This window comes from Rickettsia endosymbiont of Oedothorax gibbosus (genome assembly GCF_936269705.1).
Taxonomy (GTDB): Bacteria; Pseudomonadota; Alphaproteobacteria; order Rickettsiales; family Rickettsiaceae; genus Tisiphia.
Window position 1 is genome coordinate 2,246,418 of sequence record NZ_OW370493.1, and the last position, 25,670, is coordinate 2,272,087.

A 25,670-nucleotide genomic window follows, 5' to 3' on the forward strand; every position below is an offset into this window, starting at 1 on the left:
TATATAACCTTTGAAAAATTTACACACTTATTTGTACAGAGCCTGATATTTGGCAACGTAATTGGTCTGGGATAATACCGTTTTTTGCCTTTCCTGAAGAGAACAGAAAGGTAATTTATACTACTAACACTATAGAATCTGTAAATCGTCAAATTAGAAAAATTATCAAAAATAAGGGGGTGTTTCCAGATGATAAGTCAATTCAAAAAATAATATTTTTATCCCTACAAAATGCAGCCAAAAAATGGACCATGCCTATTAAAGATTGGTCTTTAGCTTTAAATCAATTTGAAATACTTTGTGGAGATTTTAAATATGATTTATTGGAAAATAAAAAATGAACTTTGTGAGTAGACCTAACCAATTGCTTGGTTAAGCCCCTCCTCAGAACCGGACATGCAGAGCTACCGCATCCGGCTCCCGAAAGGTAAGATAGGCTTGTACCCTATTTTTTTTGTTGGTTTTAGAACATTGAAATGGTCTTCCACTTATTTGGAAAGTCGACCCTTTTGAGTATTTCAGCTAATCTTTGCCAATTCATCTTACGCTTCCCACCCATTCTATTAAACCACCCATATATTGCTCGCCTAGTTTGGTGAATAAATGAACTTACTCGTCTTTGATTATCTGATATACCATGATAATTGATCCACCCCTTTGTAGCTCTAATGACTTGCAATAATATCTGTTCTTTGCCCCTCTCATTAAGGTGACTTCGTAGATATTCTCTTAGCCCTTTAAGCTTCTCGGTAAATCGATCTTTCCTTGTGGTATATTTTAATCTCCATATGTTACCAAACCTTGATTTACCCCAATAGCAAGTAAAGCCAAGAAAATTATAACTCTTGATCTTCTTACCTTGCTTAGCTAAGTCCTCAGCATGGTATCTACCGGACTGAATCATCTGCGATTTAGCTTCATTGATGTTCAAGCCATACTTGTTTAATCTTTTGGGCAAAACCTCATAAAACTTCCTCGCGTCTTCTTCATTCTCAAAGACGAACACCATATCGTCACAATACCTCACCATTCCAGTTTGCCCTCTTATGTTTTCCTTGCTGATTTTAGCAAACCAACAGTCAATAACATAATGTAGGAAGACATTTGCCAAAATTGGTGATGTTTTAGACCCTTGGCGGCATCCTTCCTTGTTAGTAACTGTAATGCCGTTTTCTATAATTGGTGTTTCCATCAGTTTCATAACTAGTCTTAGGAATCTTTTGTCAGATATTCTCTTTCTTAGGAATCCCATCAACTCAGAATGTTTGATTGAATTGAAGCACTTAGTTATATCAATTTCAACTACAGCTCCTTTATTGAAGTTATACGTAAGTCTATTCAACTCCTTAAGTGCATCATGGGCGTTTAATTTAGGTCGAAACCCGTAAGAACATTTTAAGAATATTGGCTCGAACACTGAGTTTAATATCTTGCTTACTGCCGACTCGATTATCTTGTCTTCAAAGCATGATATTACCAAAGGTCTTTTGCCTCCATCTTCTTTTGGAATCAATGTAATTCGTGCAGGTTTAGCTTGATATTGCCCCTTGCGAATTTTAGTAAGGAGCGAGAGCAAATTTGCTTCCAACTTCTTACCATAAACCGCTTTGGTTATACCATCTATTCCTACAGCTTTCTTGCTATCAAGTTCCTTATATTGTTCTTCTAACATCTTTAAATCAATAATATGTCCAAGATTATTAAACTTTATGTCTTGATTTTGTGATGATAGCAACTTTATACGCTCAAGTTTCGTTGACCATGTATTTCCGTCTATGCTGTGTACGGTCATTGTTTCCCTCTTACGTTCTTACCTTTCTGTCAGCCCTTCGCTCCACTCCCATTACGAAGCTTCATCACTACTACAACTGACTCAGCCATCCTTAACACCATCTCCAAAGCCTTATGTTTCGGCACTTGTACTTTGAATACTTACTTAACTCAGTAAGAGTTATAAGGACTTCTCAAGTTGTGTCATTAATCTCTACAAACTCGCTGACGCCTGAGACCCCGATGGTTGAAAACTTTCGGATTTTCGCTAGTTTGACCTCTAGTTTTCTCTTGTCTACTGCGTTGTGTAGCACATCGACTTCCACTACCAATATCATTTCAGGGCTATCACGTTCACCATTTGGTTTCGGCTCGGATGTTTCGCTGTCTACGCTTTACTACTGTCGTTACCTTCAGCAGCACAAGACTCGCTATATGGTGGAGCTAGCTACTCCTTCCATAACAGGACTTTCACCCGTAAGATTAATGCACCTTATCTTGACGCACACACAAATTAAATGATTGACTCAAGTAATATGAAAGAAAGAATAATAGATCCTATTAAAAAGCGGTTTTTAAATAAAAGGTATATTATTGAAACCATTAACGATCAACTAAAAAACCTTTGTCATATAGACCATACAAGGCATAGATCTGTTATGAATTTTCAAACTAACGTATTAGCTGGACTGCTTGCCTATGTTTTTAAGCCTAATAAAATTTCTGTAGCTTTTGGAAAATTAAACAATCTCAACCTTCCTCTTACATCAAACTGAGGTTATAGTTAATAAATTACTTTAAATTTACCCTATAGCCCTGATGGAATTCATTGGCTTACAAACTATATTACTTATCATTCCCTCGGCTTCTAAACGAACCCATGAACAAATCAGTTTTTTGTAAGCTAAGGTTCGTCTTATTTACCATCATTTTAGAATGTTATTGGCACTAATATATGATTTAAGTTGATAAATTTACTATTGCCGTTACAATGCTTATAATTCTAGCATTTGAGCCTCCAATACCTCTCTAGAAACCTGGATGTTATATATTTAGACAATATATTAGTTTTTTTCGATTTAAAATATATAGTAGTATGAATAAATTTATCCTTTACAACAATGGGGAATATGTCCTAGAACACGAAGCTAAGGTTTCTTTTTTAGATAGAGGTTTTCAATTTTCAGATGGTGTGTATGAGGTTATATCAATACACCTAGCTCATCCAGTAAAATTATCAGAACATTTAGAAAGGATTAACCGATCTTTCTCTATTATCATTATGGTACCACCATTTTCAAGTAATGAAGCGCATAAAGATATCATACGTGATTTAATGAGTAAGAATAATATAAAAGAAAAGGAAATAGAAGAAGGATATATTTATATACCAAGTAACACGAGGAGTAGCACCAAGAAGCAGACCTTTTCCGAAAGAAGCCAAACCTACGACTATCATTAGTGTAAAACCATATGATTTTCCAATCCGCTATAATCCTGTTAATGATAGTTATGAAGGTTATGTTAATGGAGTTAAAGCAATAACAGTACCTGATGAACGTTGGAAGCGTAGTGACTTAAAATCCTTAGCATTATTACCAACTGTTTTAGCAAGTCAAAAGCATCAGAAAATGATGCTTTTGAAGCTATAATGGTAAAGGATAATGGAGAAATAAGTGAAGGAACAGTCTCAAATGTTTGGATAGTTGATTCTAATGGAGTGCTGAGAACTCATTATGAAGGGTTTAGTATCTTACCTGGTATAGTGAGGAAAACTATAAAAGAATTTGCTTATAAGCAACGTTTAAATTTCGAAGAAAAACCTTTTTCAGTACAAGAAGCTTTAAATGCAAAAGAAATATTCTTAACTGGTACTAGAACTAAAATATTACCAGTAACTCAACTTAATGATAACTTAATTGCAGATGGTAAACCTGGAATTATTACGATGAACTTTCTTAAAACTTATTGGGAATTTGTATATTCTGGTATTTGGTTTGATTGGTAAGTGTCCAGTAAAGGAGGTCTACCAAAAGGAATTATTCTAAGAGGCTGCCCACGATAACTAATTAATTATATTTTGAGCTATTTTTCGACGAGAATAAATATGATTTTTGAAGCAATAACGTACCTATTGCAAGAAAATCATGTTTATACTAAAATGATTTGAAGAATTGGGACGTAAAACTGCGGGGAATTCGCACACTCAAATGTACACTCCGCTCGCTCACCCCTTGTTTTATGCTCCAATTATCCAAATCATTTTAGTATATCCGCAGCTAAAAAGAGCTAAATATAGAATTATACTTTAGTTATTGCAGAGTTCCCTAGGTTCCGTGAACATATAGCTAACCCGATTAGCTATATGTTCGTCTATTAGCGAGCAACAGCAAAACAATCTAAATCCAATCATTTTTTTGGATTATTTCGTTGCTACTAAAGTAGCTCTTCGCAATAACGAAGTACCGCCAATCTAGATAGCTTTAAAAATTTGTATTGCAAGCTTGGCAATGACTTACTCTCCCATGCCTCAGGGCATAGTACCATCAGCACTACAAGGTTTCACGTTCGAGTTCGGTATGGGATCGGGTGTTTCACTTGTGCTATAACCACCAAGCTAGCAATACAAATTTCTTACATCATAAGTCAACAAATATCTTTTACAACTCTACTTCTGCTGGTAATTTGGACAATGATGCGGTACCCAAATCCTCACATACATTATAGTATGCTACGATTCTGCGTCCGCGTTTTCCTTCAAATCCTTGCACATAAGCAAATTTTGCAAGAGGTCTAGTTGGTAATTTTGGCGTCAAAACTCACCTTCGCTCCTCACGTACGTCTATGTACGCTGCGGTACTCGATTTCGTTTCTCCCAAAAATTCATCAACTATCTTTGACAGCCTCCTAGAAGGCAAATAAAAAAATTTAATGTTGATAAAACTGAAAACTTGGTATGTTTTTTACAGAATTAATGCTGCACACAAAGTACAACCTCAGCAAAGTAAATCAATCGAGCTATTAGTACCAGTTAGCTACACACGTTACCGTGCTTCCACACCTGGCCTATCAACGTGGTGGTCTTCCACGGCTCTGATAGGGAAGTCTAGTTTTGAGGTAGGTTTCCTGCTTAGATGCATTCAGCGGTTATCCTTTCCGTACTTAGCTACCCAGCTATGCCGCTGGCGCGACAACTGGTCCACCAGAGGTACGTCCACCTCGGTCCTCTCGTACTAAAGGCAGATCCTCTCAAACTTCCTACACCCACGGCAGATAGGGACCAAACTGTCTCACGACGTTCTAAACCCAGCTCACGTACCACTTTAATCGGCGAACAGCCGAACCCTTGGGACCTTCTCCAGCCCCAGGATGTGATGAGCCGACATCGAGGTGCCAAACGATTTCGTCGCTATGGACGCTTGGAAATCATCAGCCTGTTATCCCCGGAGTACCTTTTATTCGTTGAGTGATGGCCCTTCCACTCGGGACCACCAGATCACTATGACCGACTTTCGTCTCTGCTCGTCTTGTCAGACTCGCAGTCAGGCTAGCTTATGCCATTGCACTCTAATAGTTGATTTCCGACCAACCTGAGCTAACCATCGCGCGCCTCCGTTACTCTTTGGGAGGCGACCGCCCCAGTCAAACTACCCACCATGCATTGTCTCGGATCCTGATTCAAGGATCGCGGTTAGATATCAAGAATCAAAAGGGTGGTATCTCAAGGGTGACTCCACAGTGGCTTGTGCCACCGCTTCATAGTCTCCCACCTATCCTGCACATCTAATTCCTAATACCAGTGCAAAGCTATAGTAAAGGTTCACGGGGTCTTTCCGTCTAACCGCGGGAACTCCGCATCTTCACGGAGAATTCAATTTCGCTGAGTCGATACTGGAGACAGCGGGGAAATCGTTACGCCATTCGTGCGGGTCGGAACTTACCCGACAAGGAATTTCGCTACCTTAGGACCGTCATAGTTACGGCCGCCGTTCACTGGGACTTCAATTCAGAGCTTGCACCCCTCCTCTTAATCTTCCAGCACTGGGCAGGCGTCAGACCCTATACTTCGTCTATTGACTTTGCAGAGCCCTGTGTTTTTAATAAACAGTCGCTACCCCCTAGTTTGTGCCACCTATAAATGGTTGCCCATTCACAGGTCATCCTTCTCCCGAAGTTACAGATGCAATTTGCCTAGTTCCTTCAGCATCGTTCTCTCAAGCACCTAGGTATACTCTACCTGTCCACCTGTGTCGGTTTGGGGTACGGTCTTTAACGAGGGTGTTATTTCCTGGAAGATATTCACCGCACACGCAATCCAATAAGCGTATACAATTTACTATCTCCGTCACATCCCTCAGGTTCAGGAATATTAACCTGATTCCCATCGATTACGCCTTTCAGCCTCACCTTAGGAGCCGACTAAGCCTGCGCAGATTAACTTTACGCAGGAACCCTTGGACTTTCGGCGAGAATGTTTCTCACATTCTTTATCGCTACTTATGTCAGCATTCTCACTTCCGATACCTCCAGCAAACTTCACAGTTCACCTTCACAGGCTTACGGAACGCTCCGCTACCATCTGCACTATTAAAGTGCAAATCCGCATCTTCGGTACATGACTTGAGCCCCGTTACATTGTTGGCGCAGGAGAACTTATTTAGACTAGTGAGCTATTACGCTTTCTTTAAATGATGGCTGCTTCTAAGCCAACATCCTAGTTGTTTTGGTTTTCCCACATCCTTTAACACTTAGTCATGATTTAGGGACCTTAGATGGCGGTCTGGGCTTTTTCCCTCTCGACTATGGACCTTAGCACCCATAGTCTGTCTGCTATGCTGTACTCGTCGACATTCGGAGTTTGGTTGAGTTTGGTAAGTCTGTAGGACCCCCTAGCTCATCCAGTGCTCTACCTTCGACGGTAATCGCTATAACGCTCTACCTAAATAGATTTCGCGGAGAACCAGCTATATCCGAGTTTGATTAGCCTTTCACCCCTAGCCACAGCTCATCCCCTACTTTTTCAACAGTAGTGGGTTCGGTCCTTCAGCGGATATTACTCCACCTTCAACCTGGCCATGGCTAGATCACTCGGTTTCGGGTCTAATTCATCTAACTAAAATCGCCCTATTCAGACTCGCTTTCGCTACGCCTACACCTAACGGCTTAAGCTTGCTAGATAAACTAAGTCGCTGACCCATTATACAAAAGGTACGCCGTCACAGAACATAAATGTCTGCTCCGACTGCTTGTAAGCATTCGGTTTCAGGTCTATTTCACTCCCCTTATCGGGGTTCTTTTCACCTTTCCCTCACGGTACTTGTTCACTATCGGTCACTAGAGAGTACTTAGGCTTAGAGGGTGGTCCCCCTATGTTCAAACAGGATTTCACGTGTCCCGCCTTACTCAAGGACTCCAAAACTTTTTACCTATAAGGGGCTATCACCCTCTATGGCCAACCTTTCCATGTTGTTCTAGTTTTTATTCTGAAGCCACTGGCCTGGTCCGCGTTCGCTCGTCACTACTAACGGAGTCTCGGTTGATGTCCTTTCCTCCAGCTACTAAGATATTTCAATTCGCTGGGTTTGCTTCGCATAGCTATGTATTCACTATACGATACCTGCTAAGCAGGTGGGTTTCCCCATTCGGAAATCTTCGGATCAAAGCTTATTCGCAGCTCCCCGAAGCTTATCGCAGCGTATTACGTCCTTCATCGCCTTCTAGTGCCAAGGCATCCACCAAATGCTCTTATTTTATTTACTTTAATTTTTTCAAACTTGAGATTGTACGATGTGTACAGAACTAATTCTGCACCATTACAGTATCCACTCGCGATCATAGAATTTTTATTAATCGCAGTGTGTATTTAGTTTTCAGCTTTATCAACTTGTCAAACAGCTACAGGATTTATTTACCCTGTGTGAAGTTTTATACCGATTATTCAAAACAATGTCAAACATTATTTTATAAATAATTCCAGAGGCAGGCTAAAGTTACAACTAATAACAAAAAATACTACATTATAAAAACGAATAATTGTCATTGCGAGGAGCTACTTTAGTAGCGACGAAGAATCTATGAGGGCAATCATTAGACCTCTTGCAAAACTCGCTTATGAGCAAGGATTGAAGGAGACTCGGAACCACAGCACACTCTAATGTAAGTGAGGATTCGAGTACCGAATCATTGTCCAAATTACCAGCAAAAGTAGAGTTTTGCAAGAGGTCTATTTTAGTCTCTCGATTTGCTCTTTAGATAAGCCTGTTAATTCAATGATCTCATTAATAGTCTTATGTTTAACTAGCATAGTTTTTGCTATAACTTTCATTGCCTCGACTCTACCCTCGGCTCTACCTCTAGCTTCTCCTCTGGCTTCTCCTCTAGCCTCTCCGATTTTAATACCATCCTGTAGCCCGATTTGAATCCCCTCTTCTTTCCATACTTGAGCTATACTAGGCATAATTCCCTCTCCTTTCTCTTTAGTTAAACTATTTTTTAATATTTTTTCTAACTCTATTTTATCACTTTGCTCAATAAAGGTCAAAGTATACTGTAATAGATTTCTTATATGGTCATAGCCTATTGTTATTTCACTCAATTTAGGCAAGAGATGAGAGATTTCTTGCCATCTCTTCAGTAATTGACGTTCGTGGATGTGTTTGAGGAAAAATAACAAAATCCCAGACCATACTTTTTCCTTAAGTTCTTCATCAGGAATATCATGTACGTTAATAAGCTGACAATCATTGATCCAGAAACCTCTAGCTAGCCTGGATATTGCATGAAGGTGGTATTTATAAAAATAAAATGGCAATATCGCTTATAAGTGGTAATGGATATGTTAATTTTCACTTAAATTATGTCTAGATATGCAATTCTTCCTGATTTAAGATAGAATCCCCCCTTACCCCCATTTTTTATTGTACCGGGGACAGTACCATATTAGCTTATTCTATAGCTAATTTTTTCATAACACTATCCCATATATGTTGGTAAGGATAAGATGAAGACAACAAGAATTTAATGCTCCTAGTATTTCTAATAATTACTGCTCCAATTTTGAACAATTTTAAACGCACCGTTCCTACCAAGGCTTTAGCTAATTCAGTACCTTGTAAAAACTTATCACGTATATATTCTACTAATGTATAGGCAAGGCTTGACAAAATTAGTCTGAGTTGATTATCCCACCATTTATGGCATGAAGTGCGATCGGCAAATAGCTCTAACTGTTGCTCTTTTATACGATTTTCCATATCTCCACGTGCACAGTAATTTTTATCATATAAATCTTCTGGCTTACCTGCTAAATTAGTTACTATATATCTTGGATTCTCACCAAGGCTAGTTACTTCTGATTTACCAACTATCTTACGATGACGACTCCAGCTATCAGCTTTATATTTAAATTCACTAAAAAAGCGTTGCTTCTCTTTGCTAATTGTGAAGGCTTCGTTAGATTGTTGCATCAATGGCTCAAGCAGCTTGTTGAGTCTAGTATTTTGGGCTATTCCGACTATATATTTTACATTATTTTCATCACACCAATCCAGCATCTGATGACGACAAAATCCACCATCACCACGAAAAATAATCTCTACTTCAGGCCACGATTGACGAAAACGCTTGACTAATAGAGATAATATTGCCCAGCTATGCTTTGCTTGTTCTAGCTTTGAGCTGCGAAGATTGCTTACTAACAGCTTTTTTCCACAAAAAACATATAAAGGTAGAAAGCAATTATGACGATAATATCCATGATAAAACTTCCCCTCTTGATTGCCATAAATTTCATCATCAGTGGCATCAAAATCAAGTATTATACCAATTGCAATAATTAACACGGTGTGTTTATCCAGTCTCTATACATAATTGATTTTACTAAATCTACATTATGAGCAAATTGATTCCAAGCGTAACAAGCCATAGTGACGATATCTTCATATACACCATAACATTGGTTAGACAAGAAATGATTTTTGATCCATTCCCAAACTTGTTCCATTGCATTAAGTTCCGGTGCATAGGGCGGAAGCGGTATCAAAGTGATATTGCTTGGCACAGTTAGTTTTTTGGCTGTGTGCCAACCTGCATTATCCGTTAGTAAAGCTATATGTCGGTTGCCTTGAATACTGCGAGAAAGCTCTTCTAAGAATTTATTCATTGCCTGTGTGTTTGCATATGGTAAAATTAATGCAAAAGCTTCTCCTGTATCATGGCAAGCAGCTCCATAAATATATGTTGAAATGAATTGCTGTTGCCGAACTTTACGGGGTCTAGTGCCACGCTTAGCCCATATACGAGTTAAGCTACCTTGTTGCCCAACTCGAGTTTCATCCTGAGACCATATATCAACTTTACATCTATCGATATTTTTTGGTAATAATTTTGTTAACATGTCTGGGAAGTTTTTTTATATGTATTTTGAGTCTCTTGATTTGACTTTGGATGCATTGAACGAGAAGTAATCCAGCTAAAACCAAGGCGGTGCATAGTATTGTAGACTGTTTTTAAAGCGCATTTAGCACCATATTCCTCAAGTAACATGATATGTAGCTCCTTTCCAGTTATATACCCACCAGTTTTACTTTCACTGAGCGTATTGATTTTATCAAAAAGAGCAGACTCTTGTATAGTGTTAATCTTCCTAGGGGCGCCGCTTCTTTGTGATTCAAATAATCCTTCAAAACCATGATTCCTAAATCTTCTGAGCCATGATTGCACAGTTTTCCAGTGTGACTTCACTATTTCAGATATGGCTTTTAAAGATTTGCCTAATTGAAGGTGATACATCGCCAATAAACGTATACGATTTCGACCATGCGGCTCATGTTTCATCATTTTTATAAAATCATGACCATGAAAACCTTGTGGTAATATTAACCTAGCCATTTGAGTACCTTTATCAGTTAAAAACCCATTTTACGTTAATTCGGGATAAGGATTAGTAAAAATGCTTTAGCTATAACTAATACAAGATTTTGGATATGTATAAATTGCATTTCTGTGAATTCATACATTAATTGCTCTTCGTAGTGTATATATGTCTGCTATTTTTACTAATCCTTATCCCGAATTAACGTAATTAGGTCTAAATGCAACCTAGCCGCAATATACTTGCAGACTTTATTTTAGTGCCATCGTGTCGCACTACGCAATATATAAACCTAAAGGTTTATTATTTGCTTGCTGGTTCATATGTTTGAGATTCAGTGGATAATTTTAAGATTGCATGGTAATGTCAACGATGGATTGAATAAGATTGAGATTCACGAACCATGGCGATACAGTTTGCAAGAATAGAAATAGTAGGCAGAAGTGAAGGTAAAAATGCTTGCCTTAAAGCTGCTTATAATGCGAGGTTGATTATTAAAGATCATCAGACTAATGTTACTTATAATTTTGCCAGAAAAGGAGATAACGTTTATCATACAGTTTTACTACCTAGCTATGTAGATCGAAGATTTAAAGTCCCTGAAATATTGATGAATGAGGTAGAACAGGCAGAGAAAAGAAAGAATAGCCAGTTATTAAAAGATATTGTTATAGCCTTGCCTGACGATAAGGAGCTAAATTTACAAGATAGAATAGCCATTACCCATGAAATAATAGAAGAGATGGCATGGGTAAAAAATGGTTTAGGAGTGCAAGTAGATATACATAAACCCCATAATACGTCAATTCGGGATAAGGATATTGTGAACATGTAGATTAAAATCAAATTTTGTTGAAGGTTTATTTTTCTTTAATGAGTAAGCAACAAGAGTAGATAATATATGGACAAAGGCATTTATTGGTGATCTATGTCTAGTATGTTCAAGGTTCATTTTATTTTTTAGATAATCAAAAACTGTTTCAATTAAGTTACGCTTTCGAAGTAAGATTTTTTCTTTCAAATCCATTAATTTATTTTCCATATTCTTCTTAATTCCATGAATCATTTTTAAGCCTCTTTCATATAAATTTAAGAACAAATTTTGCTTAATATAACCTTTATCAGCTGCTATAATTCCAGTTAATCTTTTTGTTAACTCCGGTACTGGAACCCTATCATCTACATTGCCTTTGGTCACTTTTAATGCCATAAACTCCCCTTTATTATTGATTATTACATGTAATTTAAAACCATAAAAATACCCCATAGAGGATTTACTATGTTTGGCTAATCCTTTAAAAACTTTATTGCTATAACGCCTTTTATTGTGACAAGCTTTAATCGTTGTAGAGTCAATAAAATAAATACCTGTTTCCTCACCAAACAACAAATGAATCAACATATTTAGCGGTATGAATAATCGTGCCATTAATTCAACAAATCTATTATAACTCAAGGCTTTGGGAAAATCATCCTTATGCATGCACTCTATATAACTTTTATAGAAAAATTTAAAATTCTTAGCATAGGATGTATGAAACATAATTATTATTGTTAACATTTCACTTAGACTCATGCTACAACAGCGATTTCTTTGCTTATTTGATGGTAATAACTTTCTCTGTTCATACTCCAAATAAATTTTACAAAAATCATCTATAAAACTATATAATTCTGTGATATCTTTTTTCATGCCTGTAGTTTGTTTTTTTGTTTAAAAATATAAATACTGCAGGCACTCCTTTTTGACAATCCTTTTATCTATTACTATTTCATCTATATCTTATCCCGAACTGACGTATTTTACACCACTGCGTTAATTATTGCAATTGGTATAAGCTACATATTGTCATTAACAGTTGTGGAGAGATTATGAGTTTTTCTTTAACTCCAGGAAATGTTGATGATAGAGCAGTGGTAGAAAATTTAGTAGATAAATTACAAGGCTGGCTTTTTGGTGATCGTGGGTATATCAGTAAAAAACTCACTCAATCCCTTGCTAATCAAGCTTTAGAACTAATAACAAAAATTAAAAGTAATATGAAAGAAAGAATAATAGATCCTATTAAAAAGCGGTTTTTAAATAAAAGGTATATTATTGAAACCATTAACGATCAACTAAAAAACCTTTGTCATATAGACCATACAAGGCACAGATCTGTTATGAATTTTTAGCTGGACTGCTTGCCTATGTTTTTAAGCCTAATAAAATTTCTGTAGCTTTTGGAAAATTAAACAATCTCAACCTTCCTCTTACATCAAACTGAGGTTATTTAACTTTGACATTTTATACCTCTAATATTAAATTTGTCAGTAGACCTCTTGCAAAACTCGCTTATGAGCAAAGATTTGGAGGAAACGCTTCACCTCGAACCGCAGCGTACTCTAAATGTACGTGAGGATTCGAGCATAGTACCCTACAATTTTTGTAAAGATGGTATTAGGATAGAAAAAAGTTTTTGTTTGGGAGGTATTAATAATGTGGATATTAGCTGCGTTATGGCTGTTGTAGATTGATAAAAAGCATTTTTGATATGATCAAAGCCATAGGTAAATAATGAAAACAATTGTCTTTCAATGGTTTTGTACCGTTTTATTCGGATGGGATTTAAGGCATTTTGTATTATTCCATTTTTGACTATTAAAGCTGAAGCAATAGCAGTTATCACTAATAATTTTTCAAATCTATCCAATTTTACAATGTGACTTTTTTCAATATCAAAACCACCGCTTTTTAGGTGCAAAAATAGTCGTTCAACACTCCAACGAAATTTATATAAAGCAAAAATATCTTGCTCTATTTCAATTGAAGATACCAGAACCATCAGCTCGCTCTTATCATTTCTATATGCGGTAAAATTAACCTTTCTATTCCATAATATACCACTACAAGCCCTATACTCTAAGGCTTTAACATCACTAAATATTCTTTCAATGGTTAAAGTTCTTAAACCTTTTGTAAGACGAATTTTATGATCCATTTTTAATGGAATAACAAACTTTAGATGGTTATTTATCAGAAAGTCTAACCATTCTTTATTCATAAATTCTCTATCAGCAAGCAAATATTTTATTCTTTCAACGCCAAAATTATTAATAAATTTCTGTAAAAATTCCTTCATAAATTCTGCAGAACACCCGCCACCATGCGACAAAGTCTTCCAGAATATTGGCACCGATATTTTACCAATTACCATTACTAAAAATAAAATATTAATATCGGATTTACCAAATTTCCAACTTGTCCTATCCATTGCTACGACATAATTTTTTGAAGCAAAAAAGCTTAATAGCAAATAGCCAACCTTCATATAATCAAAATTAAAATCTTTTAAAAAACGATAAATTCTATGAGTTTTTGACGTCGCTTTAGCATCACCTAAAATACCAAGTGCTAAACCTTTTTGATAAATTGAGCTGCCCGTCAGCAAACTAATTACCATACCAACCAAACATTTTAATCTTGATTTATTTCCGTCTATATATAAAATCAATTCTTGAAGTATTATATTATGCATTTTGTTATAAAAATACCTACCTTATACTACTTCACACCACTCTAAATCAACCATTCTTCTTCATCTTCTCAAAATTGTAGGGTACTATACTCTCAGTCACTTATTCAATTTATTATTTTAACCCTCCTGTAAAATCTGTGGGATACTTATATCTTTAAATTATGATATAAGTAATGGTAAGAGGGTGATTTGAGGGGTACTTGATTGAGATAATCGAGCATAGAATAAGTACCCTCTTACAAAGTTTGCTTTGAACAAATTGCAGAAGGTGTTGGAAGTAGCAGCCTTGCACAATAAGACGAAGGAGATTATATCATGAGTAAAATAATAGGTCTAGATGTAAGTAAACAATGGCTTGATATATGTGTATATAATACAAGCGATAAACCTAAATATCATCGTTTTGCCAATGATGCAGCTGGTCATGAAGAGGTGATTAAATTAGCAAAAGAGCAAGAGATTAAGCTAATAATATGTGAACCCACTGGAGGATACGAAGCTGAGATTTGTCAAAAGCTGTATAATAATAAGCAACAAATACATAAGGTCAATACATATAGTTTTAATTCTTTTAGTAAATCGGTAAATTTGTGTAAAACTGATAGGAAGGATGCATTTAAATTAGCATATTATGGTGATAAGATGCAGCTTTCAGCGAATTATATATATCAAGTTGAATCAGAGAATTTGAAGAGATATAAGCAAAGACGAGAAGATTTAGTATTAATGCTTAGCAATGAAAAGAAAAGACTACATCATAGTATTGATGGTATTGATAAAGATAGTATAGAAAAACACATTAAATTCTTACAAAATGAAATAGCTGAGCTTGATAAGAAGTTAAACAAAACAATAGATGAGTCAGAAGAGTTAAAAGAGAAGGTAAAAATATTAGAGACTGTACCTGGTATTGGTAAATGTTTGGCTACAAAACTAATTAGTTTTGTACCTGAATTAGGGGATAAAAATTATAGTAGTAATGAATTGTCAGCAATTGTGGGGATAGCTCCGTACGCCCGTGATAGTGGTAATAAGCAAGGACGAAGATTTATTAGGGGAGGCAGAAAAATACCACGGGATGCTTTATACATGGCGGTATTAACTGGCAAAAATGGTTTTCAATATTTAAAAACTTTATACAATAGGCTTGTTAATAATTTTAAACCTAAGAAAGTTGCGATAGTTGCTTGTATGCGTAAGCTACTTGAAGTTTGCCATAAACTTATTCAACAAAAACGTTGTTTTATTATTTAGATAAATATTTTTTTGAAAATTTAGATAAAAGATAATTGCTATAGGATTCGAGTACCGCATCGACGTACAAATTACCAGCAGAAGAAGTAGAGTTTTGCAAGAGGTCTAGTGTACTGCCCACTTAATTTGCTTTAAATTAACACCTTCTTGAACCATCTCCCAAAGAGGACTCAGTTCTCTTAATTTGTTAATTTTTGACTTTATTAACTCTACAGCATAATCTATTTCTTCTTTAGTGGTAAATCTACCAATACCAAACCTAATTGATGTATGAGCCATTTCTTCGTCAACCCCCATAGCTCTTAACACATATGATGGCTCCAGTGAAGATGAGGTACAAGCTGAGCCGGATGAAACGGCTAAATCCTTAATAGCCAATATCATTGACTCCCCTTCGACATAAGCAAAACTTAAATTTAAATTTCCCTTATATCTCTTATGCATATCACCGTTTAAATAGACATCAGCAATTTGTTTAGTAATATTATTATAAAATCTATCAAAAAGCTCTTCTACCCGCTTAGCATCTTGTGACATTTCTGATAGAGCTAATTCAGCTGCTGCCCCGAGTCCAACAATTAAAGGAGTTGGGAGAGTTCCAGAACGCATACCTCTTTCCTGTCCACCACCATTTAAAATTGGCACTAATCGTACCCTAGGTTTTTTTCTTACATATAAAGCTCCAATACCTTTGGGACCATAAATTTTATGCCCAGAAATACTTGCCAAATCAATGTTACAATCATTAACATCTATAGGGATTTTACCATATCCTTGGGCAATATCTGAGTGAAAAAATACGCCTAATTCCCGACAAATTTTACCAATTTCTTTAATTGGCTGAATAACACCGATTTCATTATTTACTGCCATCACCGATACCAGCATAGTTTGGTCGGTTATGGCATTTCTTAATTGCTGTAAATCAATCAAGCCATTTGTTTGAATTGGCAAATATGTTACCTTAAATCCTTCATTTTCTAAATGCCGACAAGCATCTAAAACGCATTTATGTTCACTTATCACTGTTATTATGTGATTTTTCTTACTACCATAAAATTTAGCAATACCTTTTATCGCTAAATTGTTAGATTCAGTAGCACCAGAAGTAAAAACAATTTCTTTAGAATCAGCACCAATAAGCCTTGCCACTTTCTTTCTTGACATTTCTACAGCTTCTTCAGCTTCCCAACCAAAGGAATGACTCCTAGAGTGTGGATTACCAAATTTAGTAATAAAATATGGCAACATACATTCTAGAACCCTTGGATCCATAGGGGTTGTTGATTGATAATCCATATAAATTGGCAACGATTTACCAGTTAATTTTACTTGTTGTCTTAATTCTTCTAACTTATCCATTTGAGTATACTTCTTCAAACGCTTTAATAAATGTCACAACATCTTCAATAGTTTGTTGATAATCGAAGCTGATTCTAATCGAAGACCTAGCATCTTCCTCACTAACCCCCATAGCAGATAACACATGTGACTTACCAACTTTTCCTGATGAACAGGCAGAGCCGGAACTAACCGCTATACCCCTTAAATCGAAAGCTATCAACTTAGTTTGTGCATCAGTTTTGGGTACAATCATCAAGGTAGTATTAGGTAGTCTTTCAACATTCTTTGACACTATTTTAACATTTTTATAGTTGAGTAAATTCTGCTCCAAATATGTTTGTAATTTCTTCATTTTATTATATCTATCTTTTAGCTCATTAGTAACTATTGATGATGCAAGCCCGAACGAGGCGATTGCCAGTACATTTTCTGTACCTGAACGAATATTCCTCTCTTGCCCTCCGCCAATCATCATCGCTTTAAGCGTATTTCCTGCCTTAACAATCAACGCACTACTACCCTGCATTCCACCTAATTTGTGAGCCGATATAGTAGCAAAATCAACAGCTAGTTCTTTAATATTGACCGGTATTTTGCCAACTGCTTGCACGCAATCACTATGCAATACCGCCCCATATTTTTGGGCAATTTTAACTAGCTGCTGTATGTTTTGTACAACACCACTTTCATTATTAGCCAACATCACAGAGACTAGCTTTTTACTAGCTTGACTAGTTGATAATAATTGCTCTAAATGTTCAATATCAACAATGCCATCACTATCAACACGGATAATTTTAATATTATCCCGATATTTAGTGTGATCAAAGATCGATAAATGCTCTATACTAGAAACAAAAATTTCTCCATCATAATAATTATTCATCAGCAAATTATTACTCTCTGTACCAGAGGAAGTAAAAATTACCTGATATTCCCTAGAATTTATATCAGCTCCAACAGATTTGGCAACCTGCTGCCTAGCTATTTCTACTAAACTTCGAGCATAACGCCCCTTTGTATGAATAGAAGACGGATTATAATAGGTCTCTTTCATCAAATTCTCCATCAGCTCTTTAACCTTAGGATGAATGTTAGTAGTAGCATTATGATCTAAATATAACATAATTTTTCAGCCCACTAATACAAAAGTTGTAAAAAAATAATTTTTATATTAGTTATTGTTCACGACGTCATGGCAAGGAGCTACTTTAGTAGCAACGAAGCAATCCAGAAAACGAGTAGAAATGGATTGCTTCGGAGGCTTACGCCTTCTCGTAATGACGGAAGTATAGCTAATCGGGTTAGCTATATAGGGAATTTAGTTTGACTATATACGCTCCTAATCATTTGAAAAGTTGGTAGACGAAGATCAAAATCAAGAAGTGCTAGGAGTATTCAAGCCGAGGAGCGGAGCGTACATTTAGTACGTGAGTACCGCAGGTCTTGAATAACGACAACGCAATTCTTGATTTTCATCGAGTATACCTAAAGCATATCAGCTATCGAGATAGTATCAAAATAATCCCTTATATGCCGACTCAAACCTAACCATAAATGATGGGCGTTACATTGCACTTTATTAGGTACACAACTATTTCCAGATTTCCCTAAACATCTGGTCATTTCGATATTCTCATCTACCGCATCAATAATATTAGCAATCTTGATTTTATCTAATTTTTCATTAATGATGTAACCACCTTTTCGACCTTTAGCTGATCTAACTATGTTAGCTTTCTTCAGTTTTGCAAAAATTTGCTCCAAATAATTAACCGGTATATGTTGTTTTGCTGAAATTTCAGCCAAGGTAACAGGCATATTCGACATTTGCGATGCAATTTCTAAGATTGCCATCACCGCATATCGCCCTTTTGTAGTTAATTGCATACAAACGACTCCACCATTATAGCATATATCTTATAATATCCTACTAATTTAATCAAGTATTATATTAATAAAAAAATCCAATTGACAGTAGCGAAATTGGTAACTAAACTTCTATTTATGGTTAATCCGATTAGCATTACTCCATCGTTGTAACGCATAAGCGTCAGTTTAAGAAAACAATAATTGAAAAACCGTCATTGCGAGGAGACCGTAAGGTCACGAAGCAATCCAGAAAAGTTATTAGAAATGAATTGCCACGCCACCTACGGTGGCTCGCAATGACGATTTTTCTACTTATATTTTCTTAAACTAACGCCTATGCGTTGTGACGAGATTACTAGGAGGTTGCCTGCGATAACTAATAAATTAATAATCATATTATAATATTTTAAAATGGAGAGTAACCCATGTCTAAGAATCAAGATAATGCTTCTTTAATAAGTGATGAAACAACAGAAGCACAAAGAAAAAAACACGAAGAATTTTTAGCAGATTTAGAAGATGTCCGAGCAAAATTTGAGGAAAAGTCAGTAGAGGAAATCAAAAAATCTAGCATATTAGAGTTGGCTAAGTATTTTTGTAATGATTATTTGCTTATCATAAAACATCAAAAACAGAGCGAGAAATTTTCTGATCCCCAAAGCAGTGAGGAAGAACAACTTAAAGCTCATAGCTATCTAGACAAACATACTGAATCTAACACCATAGTACCCTACAATTTTTGTAAAGATGGTATTAGGATAGAAAAAAGTTTTTGTTTGGGAGGTATTAATAATGTGGATATTAGCTGCGTTATGGCTGTTGTAGATTGATAAAAAGCATTTTTGATATGATCAAAGCCATAGGTAAATAATGAAAACAATTGTCTTTCAATGGTTTTGTACCGTTTTATTCGGATGGGATTTAAGGCATTTTGTATTATTCCATTTTTGACTATTAAAGCTGAAGCAATAGCAGTTATCACTAATAATTTTTCAAATCTATCCAATTTTACAATGTGACTTTTTTCAATATCAAAACCACCGCTTTTTAGGTGCAAAAATAGTCGTTCAACACTCCAACGAAATTTATATAAAGCAAAAATATCTTGCTCTATTTCAATTGAAGACACCAGAACCATCAGCTCGCTCTTATCATTTCTATATGCGGTAAAATTAACCTTTCTATTCCATAATATACCACTACAAGCCCTATACTCTAAGGCTTTAACATCACTAAATATTCTTTCAATGGTTAAAGTTCTTAAACCTTTTGTAAGACGAATTTTATGATCCATTTTTAATGGAATAACAAACTTTATACCAATTGCAATAATTAACACGGTGTGTTTATCCAGTCTCTATACATAATTGATTTTACTAAATCTACATTATGAGCAAATTGATTCCAAGCGTAACAAGCCATAGTGACGATATCTTCATATACACCATAACATTGGTTAGACAAGAAATGATTTTTGATCCATTCCCAAACTTGTTCCATTGCATTAAGTTCCGGTGCATAGGGCGGAAGCGGTATCAAAGTGATATTGCTTGGCACAGTTAGTTTTTTGGCTGTGTGCCAACCTGCATTATCCGTTAGTAAAGCTATATGTCGGTTGCCTTGAATACTGCGAGAAAGCTCTTCTAAGAATTTATTCATTGCCTGTGTGTTTGCATATGGTAAAATTAATGCAAAAGCTTCTCCTGTATCATGGCAAGCAGCTCCATAAATATATGTTGAAATGAATTGCTGTTGCCGAACTTTACGGGGTCTAGTGCCACGCTTAGCCCATATACGAGTTAAGCTACCTTGTTGCCCAACTCGAGTTTCATCCTGAGACCATATATCAACTTTACATCTATCGATATTTTTTGGTAATAATTTTGTTAACATGTCTGGGAAGTTTTTTTATATGTATTTTGAGTCTCTTGATTTGACTTTGGATGCATTGAACGAGAAGTAATCCAGCTAAAACCAAGGCGGTGCATAGTATTGTAGACTGTTTTTAAAGCGCATTTAGCACCATATTCCTCAAGTAACATGATATGTAGCTCCTTTCCAGTTATATACCCACCAGTTTTACTTTCACTGAGCGTATTGATTTTATCAAAAAGAGCAGACTCTTGTATAGTGTTAATCTTCCTAGGGGCACCGCTTCTTTGTGATTCAAATAATCCTTCAAAACCATGATTCCTAAATCTTCTGAGCCATGATTGCACAGTTTTCCAGTGTGACTTCACTATTTCAGATATGGCTTTTAAAGATTTGCCTAATTGAAGGTGATACATCGCCAATAAACGTATACGATTTCGACCATGCGGCTCATGTTTCATCATTTTTATAAAATCATGACCATGAAAACCTTGTGGTAATATTAACCTAGCCATTTGAGTACCTTTATCAGTTAAAAACCCATTTTACACCACTGTGTTAATTATTGCAATTGGTATCACAGAATTATATAGTTTTATAGATGATTTTTGTAAAATTTATTTGGAGTATGAACAGAGAAAGTTATTACCATCAAATAAGCAAAGAAATCGCTGTTGTAGCATGAGTCTAAGTGAAATGTTAACAATAATAATTATGTTTCATACATCCTATGCTAAGAATTTTAAATTTTTCTATAAAAGTTATATAGAGTGCATGCATAAGGATGATTTTCCCAAAGCCTTGAGTTATAATAGATTTGTTGAATTAATGGCACGATTATTCATACCGCTAAATATGTTGATTCATTTGTTGTTTGGTGAGGAAACAGGTATTTATTTTATTGACTCTACAACGATTAAAGCTTGTCACAATAAAAGGCGTTATAGCAATAAAGTTTTTAAAGGATTAGCCAAACATAGTAAATCCTCTATGGGGTATTTTTATGGTTTTAAATTACATGTAATAATCAATAATAAAGGGGAGTTTATGGCATTAAAAGTGACCAAAGGCAATGTAGATGATAGGGTTCCAGTACCGGAGTTAACAAAAAGATTAACTGGAATTATAGCAGCTGATAAAGGTTATATTAAGCAAAATTTGTTCTTAAATTTATATGAAAGAGGCTTAAAAATGATTCATGGAATTAAGAAGAATATGGAAAATAAATTAATGGATTTGAAAGAAAAAATCTTACTTCGAAAGCGTAACTTAATTGAAACAGTTTTTGATTATCTAAAAAATAAAATGAACCTTGAACATACTAGACATAGATCACCAATAAATGCCTTTGTCCATATATTATCTACTCTTGTTGCTTACTCATTAAAGAAAAATAAACCTTCAACAAAATTTGATTTTAATCTACATGTTCACAATATCCTTATCCCGAATTGACGTGTTATATTATCAGATACACCAAAAATCATATTAGACAAATCCGCTGCTACCACTACATTCTTATCAGGAAAATATATGTTCTTTAAATATTGGTTAAGACTCAAACTTCCCTTAGGGTCGTCTGCCAAAGCTGTATGCTGAGCTGCAATATATTTCCCTATATCCTCAATAGTAGGGCGATATTTCTCAATTTTAACAGCAATATTATCAAAAACAGATTTTTCTTTTACCATAACTTCTACTCCTAATTACTTTTGTGCTTACCATACTATAACTTAGAGATTTAATAACAAACGATCTGGATTTTCAATTAATTCCTTGATTTTCACAAGAAAAGTAACAGCTTCCTTACCATCAATAATACGATGATCATAAGATAAAGCTACATACATCATCGGACGTATTTCTATTTTGCCATTAACCACTACTGGTCTTTCTTCAGTCTTATGAAGACCTAAAATACCTGATTGAGGAGGATTAATAATAGGGGTTGATAATAATGAGCCATAAACACCACCATTGGAAATAGTAAAAGTTCCTCCTGATAAATCAGACATCGATAACTTTCCTTCTTTAGCCTTTTTACCCAGACCGGCAATTTCTTTCTCAATACCAGCAAAACTCAATTTGTCAGCCTGCCTGACTATTGGTACTACTAACCCCTGTTCTGTTCCTACTGCCACCCCAATATCGTAATAATTCTTATACAGAATCTCATCCCCTTCTATTTCAGCATTTACCGAAGCTACTACTTTCAGAGCTTCAATAGTAGCTTTTACAAAGAATGACATAAACCCCAGCTTAACACCATGCTTCTTCTCGAACTCTTCACGATACTGCATACGCAAATTAATAACTTTCAACATATCAATTTCATTAAAAGTTGTTAAAATAGCTGCGGTATTTTGCGATTGTTTCAAACGATCTGCAATAGTCTTACGAAGTCGCGACATTCTAACGCGTTCTACCGCCCCTGCATTTGCCAATGCAATATTGCTCACAGGTGATTCAGTTGCCTGTATAGATGAAGTTGTTGTTGGACTATTTATAAATCCTAATACATCTCCCTTAGTTACCCTACCCTCTCTACCAGTACCTTTTATGTCATCTAAGGACAGTTTATTTTCACTCACTAATCTTCGTACAGAAGGTGGGGAAGCAATGCTGTTTATATTTGCAGGTTGTTGTTGTACCTCTTTACCTGACGTGCTAGGTAAAGCTACAGCAGAAACTGCTCCTTCGGTAATTTGCCCAATGCTATCACCGACAGATACCGTATCTCCCTCATTCTTAAATATTTTGCTTATTACCCCAGATGAAACTGCATTTACTTCCAACGTAACTTTTTCTGTTTCAAGCTCTAAAAGTAGCTCATCCACTTTAACCACATCTCCTTGTTTTTTATGCCACTTGGCAATAGTAGCCTCTGATACTGACTCTCCAAGGGATGGAACTGTAATTTCAATAGTCATATTATTTTATTCTCCAATTATATTCTATATTATACTATATATTATCTTCTCCACTAATAGCAAAAATTGTTTTAGCACTCAAATGATGTTAAAAACATCTATTTTTTGCAGTCATTTTAGTATACTATTATTTTATTTATACTCAAATGATTTGGAGAATGGGGACAATAAACAAGGGGTGAGCGAACCGAACGTACATGAACACAAATATTTGCGAAACCAATTCTTCAAAGCAAAAGAGTATACCACTAAGTAATATATTATAGGAATGCAATGAAAGATCGGAAAGAAATTGAGCCATATATGGCATATAAGCCTACTCAGGTATATAATGTCTTGAAAAATTTATCTAAAAGACAAGGATATAAACTATCAGCAGAGACATATGAAAATCCGGGAAATCCTGAAAATAAAATCAATTATTATCTTAAAAAGGACAATAATTATATCACTACCCCATCTCATGATGCTCAAAAAGGCAGTCCACTTACAACAACTGCAGCCCCATTAAAGGATACACTTGGAATATTAAACCAAGATACTAATTGGAAGAGAGCAATAATTCCTATTTGTCAGTCTAACAAATATTTTCTTGGATTGTTGACAAGAAAACACTTCACATATTTAGAGTTGAATAAAGATAACGCTGGGAATATAACATCTCATCATCATGATTCCAAAGGATGGCTTAGTCGTTTTTATCCACTAAAACCAATTAGAAATTTACTAGAAGAAACATTTGGAAAAGATAGAGTTACCTTTAAATCATCATATCTAGGTCATCAAAAAATAGCTGATAATATAAATTGCGGTCGATTCATCCTGTCTTATATAAAAGACATTATTACTTCGGGTTCTATTAAAAATAAAATAAATCCTCAAACCCAAACAAATTTATTTAGTGATTTTGACACAACAATTAACAACCCACCTAGCAATCCACCTAAGGAGGAAAAGATTTCACCTAAAACTAAAGTTCCAACACCATCTCCTCCCAATATGGTAGACCGCGTATCTCGCATTAGTAAAAAACCTAATAGTTCAGCAAGAACACATTAACTGGTATACTCAAATGATTTGAAGAATTGGCTCCGTAAAACTTCGGGGCATTCGCGTACTCACGTAGGTTTACTACGCTCCGCTCGCTCACCCCTTGTTTTGCGTTCCAATTCTTCAAATCATTTGAGTATAGCACTCCTCCTACCATCCATATCAGCAAATACCTCTTCCCACGATCCAACAGTTGCAGCTTTGGTATATTCGGTTACCCTTGCTTCAAAGAAATTAGTATGCTCCATACCGTTTAAGATTTCATCAAGCCAAGGCAACGGATTATTATCAATTAAATAAATTTCTTTAAGTCCAAGCTGCATTAATCGGCGATCAGCAATATAACGAATATATTGTTTTACTTCTCTAGCGGTTAACCCTTCAATACCACCAACTTCAAATGCTAGTTCAATAAAGGCATCTTCAAAATGGACAATAGTAGCACAAGCTTCATACAGACGACCACGAACTTCCTCAGTCCATACTTCAGGATTTTCCCTAATAAAAGTTTTAAATAACATAATGATTGAATCAGTATGTAACGTCTCATCCCTTACTGACCAACTAATGATTTGCCCCATACCTTTCATTTTATTAAAACGAGGAAAATTAAGCAAAATAGCAAATGAGGCAAATAGCTGTAATCCTTCAGTAAATGCCCCAAATACTGCTAAAGTTGTAGCAATATCTTCTTTCGTTTCTACCCCAAAACGTTGCATATAGTCGTATTTATCTTTCATTTCTCTATATTTAAGAAATGCTGAATATTCAGTTTCTGGCATACCCACAGTATCAAGCAAATGAGAATAAGCCGCAATATGAATTGTTTCCATATTAGAAAATGCTGATAACATCATCAATACTTCCGTTGGCTTAAATACCCTGGAGTAATGTTTCATATAGCAATTATTTACTTCAATATCAGCTTGAGTAAAGAAACGAAATATTTGAGTTAATAGATGTTTTTCTCCAGGAGTTAAATTATATTTCCAATCTTTTATATCATCAGCTAGCGGCACTTCTTCTGGTAACCAATGAATTCGTTGTTGAATATGCCAAGCTTCATAAGCCCATGGATAAGAGAATGGTTTGTAGATTGGACTGGCATCAAGTAAAGACATATTATATTTCCTTTTTAATTTATTCGAATTTTAATTATACCCATCTATTAGAAGGCTGTTCGGCGAA

Annotated in this window: 23 protein-coding genes, 2 rRNA genes and 4 pseudogenes; 10 read left to right on the plus strand and 19 right to left on the minus strand. The window is 35.5% G+C overall.

Going from position 1 to position 25,670, the window contains the following annotated elements; translation table 11 throughout:
* Positions 1-50: 50 nt before the first annotated feature.
* A pseudogene (locus NBW66_RS12355) lies at positions 51-341 on the plus strand (transposase); the annotation flags it as partial.
* A gap of 122 nt (positions 342-463) precedes the next feature.
* Here NBW66_RS12355 and NBW66_RS12360 read toward each other — a convergent pair.
* The gene (locus tag NBW66_RS12360) at positions 464-1,792 is read right to left on the minus strand and encodes a reverse transcriptase domain-containing protein (protein WP_250310618.1); all 1,329 of its coding nucleotides are present in this window, start codon (positions 1,790-1,792) and stop codon (positions 464-466) included.
* Positions 1,793-2,300: 508 nt separating this feature from the next.
* Here NBW66_RS12360 and NBW66_RS12365 point away from each other — a divergent pair.
* The 3 genes and pseudogenes from NBW66_RS12365 to NBW66_RS12375 form a co-directional block, all read left to right on the plus strand.
* Positions 2,301-2,546, plus strand: a pseudogene (locus NBW66_RS12365) (transposase); the annotation flags it as partial.
* 320 nt (positions 2,547-2,866) lie between these two features.
* Positions 2,867-3,232 (plus strand): aminotransferase class IV, encoded by a 366-nt coding sequence (locus NBW66_RS12370; RefSeq protein WP_250311167.1) that lies wholly within the window; start codon positions 2,867-2,869, stop codon positions 3,230-3,232.
* Between the two features lie 129 nt (positions 3,233-3,361).
* A complete protein-coding gene (locus NBW66_RS12375) occupies positions 3,362-3,778 on the plus strand; it encodes an aminotransferase class IV (protein WP_284346767.1) in 417 nt (138 codons plus the stop codon).
* A 494-nt stretch (positions 3,779-4,272) separates the two neighbouring features.
* On the opposite strand, the gene rrf is transcribed toward NBW66_RS12375, so the two are convergent.
* The 7 genes from rrf to NBW66_RS12410 form a co-directional block, all read right to left on the minus strand.
* Positions 4,273-4,387 (minus strand): 5S ribosomal RNA (gene rrf, locus NBW66_RS12380).
* A gap of 43 nt (positions 4,388-4,430) precedes the next feature.
* Positions 4,431-4,586, minus strand: coding sequence for a palindromic element RPE1 domain-containing protein (locus NBW66_RS12385; protein ID WP_250311168.1), 156 nt, complete (start codon positions 4,584-4,586; stop codon positions 4,431-4,433).
* Positions 4,587-4,770: 184 nt separating this feature from the next.
* Positions 4,771-7,530: ribosomal RNA gene (locus NBW66_RS12390) — 23S ribosomal RNA — on the minus strand.
* Between the two features lie 463 nt (positions 7,531-7,993).
* Positions 7,994-8,581 carry an RpnC/YadD family protein gene (locus NBW66_RS12395; protein ID WP_250311169.1) on the minus strand — a complete coding sequence of 196 codons (588 nt, stop codon included), beginning with the start codon at positions 8,579-8,581 and terminating at the stop codon, positions 7,994-7,996.
* Positions 8,582-8,714: 133 nt separating this feature from the next.
* Entirely contained in the window at positions 8,715-9,611 is an 897-nt protein-coding gene (locus NBW66_RS12400) for an IS1380 family transposase (protein WP_250311170.1), read from the minus strand.
* Positions 9,605-10,165, minus strand: a complete 561-nt coding sequence (locus NBW66_RS12405) for an IS630 family transposase (protein WP_250310543.1) — start codon at positions 10,163-10,165, stop codon at positions 9,605-9,607. The genes NBW66_RS12400 and NBW66_RS12405 overlap by 7 nt, the downstream gene beginning before the upstream one ends.
* Positions 10,159-10,659 carry a helix-turn-helix domain-containing protein gene (locus NBW66_RS12410; RefSeq protein ID WP_250310542.1) on the minus strand — a complete coding sequence of 167 codons (501 nt, stop codon included), beginning with the start codon at positions 10,657-10,659 and terminating at the stop codon, positions 10,159-10,161. The genes NBW66_RS12405 and NBW66_RS12410 overlap by 7 nt, the downstream gene beginning before the upstream one ends.
* A gap of 386 nt (positions 10,660-11,045) precedes the next feature.
* On the opposite strand from NBW66_RS12410, the pseudogene NBW66_RS12415 reads away from it, so the two are divergent.
* A pseudogene (locus NBW66_RS12415) lies at positions 11,046-11,441 on the plus strand (MobA/MobL family protein); the annotation flags it as partial.
* Between the two features lie 3 nt (positions 11,442-11,444).
* Here the strand turns inward: NBW66_RS12415 and NBW66_RS12420 are convergent.
* Positions 11,445-12,335 carry an IS982 family transposase gene (locus NBW66_RS12420; protein ID WP_250310582.1) on the minus strand — a complete coding sequence of 297 codons (891 nt, stop codon included), beginning with the start codon at positions 12,333-12,335 and terminating at the stop codon, positions 11,445-11,447.
* A 143-nt stretch (positions 12,336-12,478) separates the two neighbouring features.
* On the opposite strand from NBW66_RS12420, the pseudogene NBW66_RS12425 reads away from it, so the two are divergent.
* A pseudogene (locus NBW66_RS12425) lies at positions 12,479-12,909 on the plus strand (IS982 family transposase); the annotation flags it as partial.
* Positions 12,910-13,059: 150 nt separating this feature from the next.
* Here NBW66_RS12425 and NBW66_RS12430 read toward each other — a convergent pair.
* Entirely contained in the window at positions 13,060-14,160 is a 1,101-nt protein-coding gene (locus tag NBW66_RS12430; protein ID WP_250310546.1) for a transposase, read from the minus strand.
* A 315-nt stretch (positions 14,161-14,475) separates the two neighbouring features.
* On the opposite strand from NBW66_RS12430, the gene NBW66_RS12435 reads away from it, so the two are divergent.
* A complete protein-coding gene (locus tag NBW66_RS12435) occupies positions 14,476-15,414 on the plus strand; it encodes an IS110 family RNA-guided transposase (RefSeq protein ID WP_250310767.1) in 939 nt (312 codons plus the stop codon).
* A 105-nt stretch (positions 15,415-15,519) separates the two neighbouring features.
* Here the strand turns inward: NBW66_RS12435 and NBW66_RS12440 are convergent, their stop codons facing one another.
* From NBW66_RS12440 to NBW66_RS12450, 3 genes are all read right to left on the minus strand, one after another.
* Entirely contained in the window at positions 15,520-16,776 is a 1,257-nt protein-coding gene (locus NBW66_RS12440) for an IscS subfamily cysteine desulfurase (RefSeq protein WP_250311173.1), read from the minus strand.
* The gene (locus tag NBW66_RS12445) at positions 16,769-17,884 is read right to left on the minus strand and encodes a cysteine desulfurase family protein (protein WP_250311174.1); all 1,116 of its coding nucleotides are present in this window, start codon (positions 17,882-17,884) and stop codon (positions 16,769-16,771) included. The genes NBW66_RS12440 and NBW66_RS12445 overlap by 8 nt, the downstream gene beginning before the upstream one ends.
* A 362-nt stretch (positions 17,885-18,246) precedes the next feature.
* A complete protein-coding gene (locus NBW66_RS12450; protein ID WP_250311175.1) occupies positions 18,247-18,648 on the minus strand; it encodes an Rrf2 family transcriptional regulator in 402 nt (133 codons plus the stop codon).
* A gap of 407 nt (positions 18,649-19,055) precedes the next feature.
* Between NBW66_RS12450 and NBW66_RS12455 the strand changes: the two genes are divergently transcribed.
* Positions 19,056-19,460 carry a hypothetical protein gene (locus NBW66_RS12455; protein WP_250311176.1) on the plus strand — a complete coding sequence of 135 codons (405 nt, stop codon included), beginning with the start codon at positions 19,056-19,058 and terminating at the stop codon, positions 19,458-19,460.
* On the opposite strand, the gene NBW66_RS12460 is transcribed toward NBW66_RS12455, so the two are convergent.
* The 3 genes from NBW66_RS12460 to NBW66_RS12470 are packed head-to-tail and all read right to left on the minus strand — an operon-like array spanning position 19,361 to position 21,017.
* Positions 19,361-19,969: a transposase gene (locus NBW66_RS12460; protein ID WP_250311177.1), complete on the minus strand. Its 609-nt coding sequence runs from the start codon at positions 19,967-19,969 to the stop codon at positions 19,361-19,363. The two genes, NBW66_RS12455 and NBW66_RS12460, sit on opposite strands and share 100 nt — an antisense overlap.
* Positions 19,963-20,523: an IS630 family transposase gene (locus tag NBW66_RS12465; RefSeq protein ID WP_250310543.1), complete on the minus strand. Its 561-nt coding sequence runs from the start codon at positions 20,521-20,523 to the stop codon at positions 19,963-19,965. The genes NBW66_RS12460 and NBW66_RS12465 overlap by 7 nt, the downstream gene beginning before the upstream one ends.
* Entirely contained in the window at positions 20,517-21,017 is a 501-nt protein-coding gene (locus NBW66_RS12470) for a helix-turn-helix domain-containing protein (RefSeq protein ID WP_250310542.1), read from the minus strand. The genes NBW66_RS12465 and NBW66_RS12470 overlap by 7 nt, the downstream gene beginning before the upstream one ends.
* A gap of 49 nt (positions 21,018-21,066) precedes the next feature.
* Here NBW66_RS12470 and NBW66_RS12475 point away from each other — a divergent pair, with 49 nt between their 5' ends.
* The gene (locus NBW66_RS12475; RefSeq protein ID WP_348539290.1) at positions 21,067-21,957 is read left to right on the plus strand and encodes an IS982 family transposase; all 891 of its coding nucleotides are present in this window, start codon (positions 21,067-21,069) and stop codon (positions 21,955-21,957) included.
* Here the strand turns inward: NBW66_RS12475 and NBW66_RS12480 are convergent.
* Both NBW66_RS12480 and odhB read right to left on the minus strand, forming a co-directional pair.
* Positions 21,933-22,193, minus strand: coding sequence for a hypothetical protein (locus NBW66_RS12480; protein WP_250311179.1), 261 nt, complete (start codon positions 22,191-22,193; stop codon positions 21,933-21,935). The genes NBW66_RS12475 and NBW66_RS12480 overlap by 25 nt on opposite strands.
* A gap of 42 nt (positions 22,194-22,235) precedes the next feature.
* A complete protein-coding gene (odhB, locus tag NBW66_RS12485) occupies positions 22,236-23,432 on the minus strand; it encodes a 2-oxoglutarate dehydrogenase complex dihydrolipoyllysine-residue succinyltransferase (RefSeq protein ID WP_250311180.1) in 1,197 nt (398 codons plus the stop codon).
* A 273-nt stretch (positions 23,433-23,705) separates the two neighbouring features.
* Between odhB and NBW66_RS12490 the strand changes: the two genes are divergently transcribed.
* Positions 23,706-24,491, plus strand: coding sequence for a hypothetical protein (locus NBW66_RS12490; RefSeq protein WP_250311181.1), 786 nt, complete (start codon positions 23,706-23,708; stop codon positions 24,489-24,491).
* Positions 24,492-24,610: 119 nt separating this feature from the next.
* Here the strand turns inward: NBW66_RS12490 and NBW66_RS12495 are convergent, their stop codons facing one another.
* Positions 24,611-25,603 carry a ribonucleotide-diphosphate reductase subunit beta gene (locus tag NBW66_RS12495; protein WP_250311182.1) on the minus strand — a complete coding sequence of 331 codons (993 nt, stop codon included), beginning with the start codon at positions 25,601-25,603 and terminating at the stop codon, positions 24,611-24,613.
* Positions 25,604-25,670 lie beyond the last annotated feature (67 nt).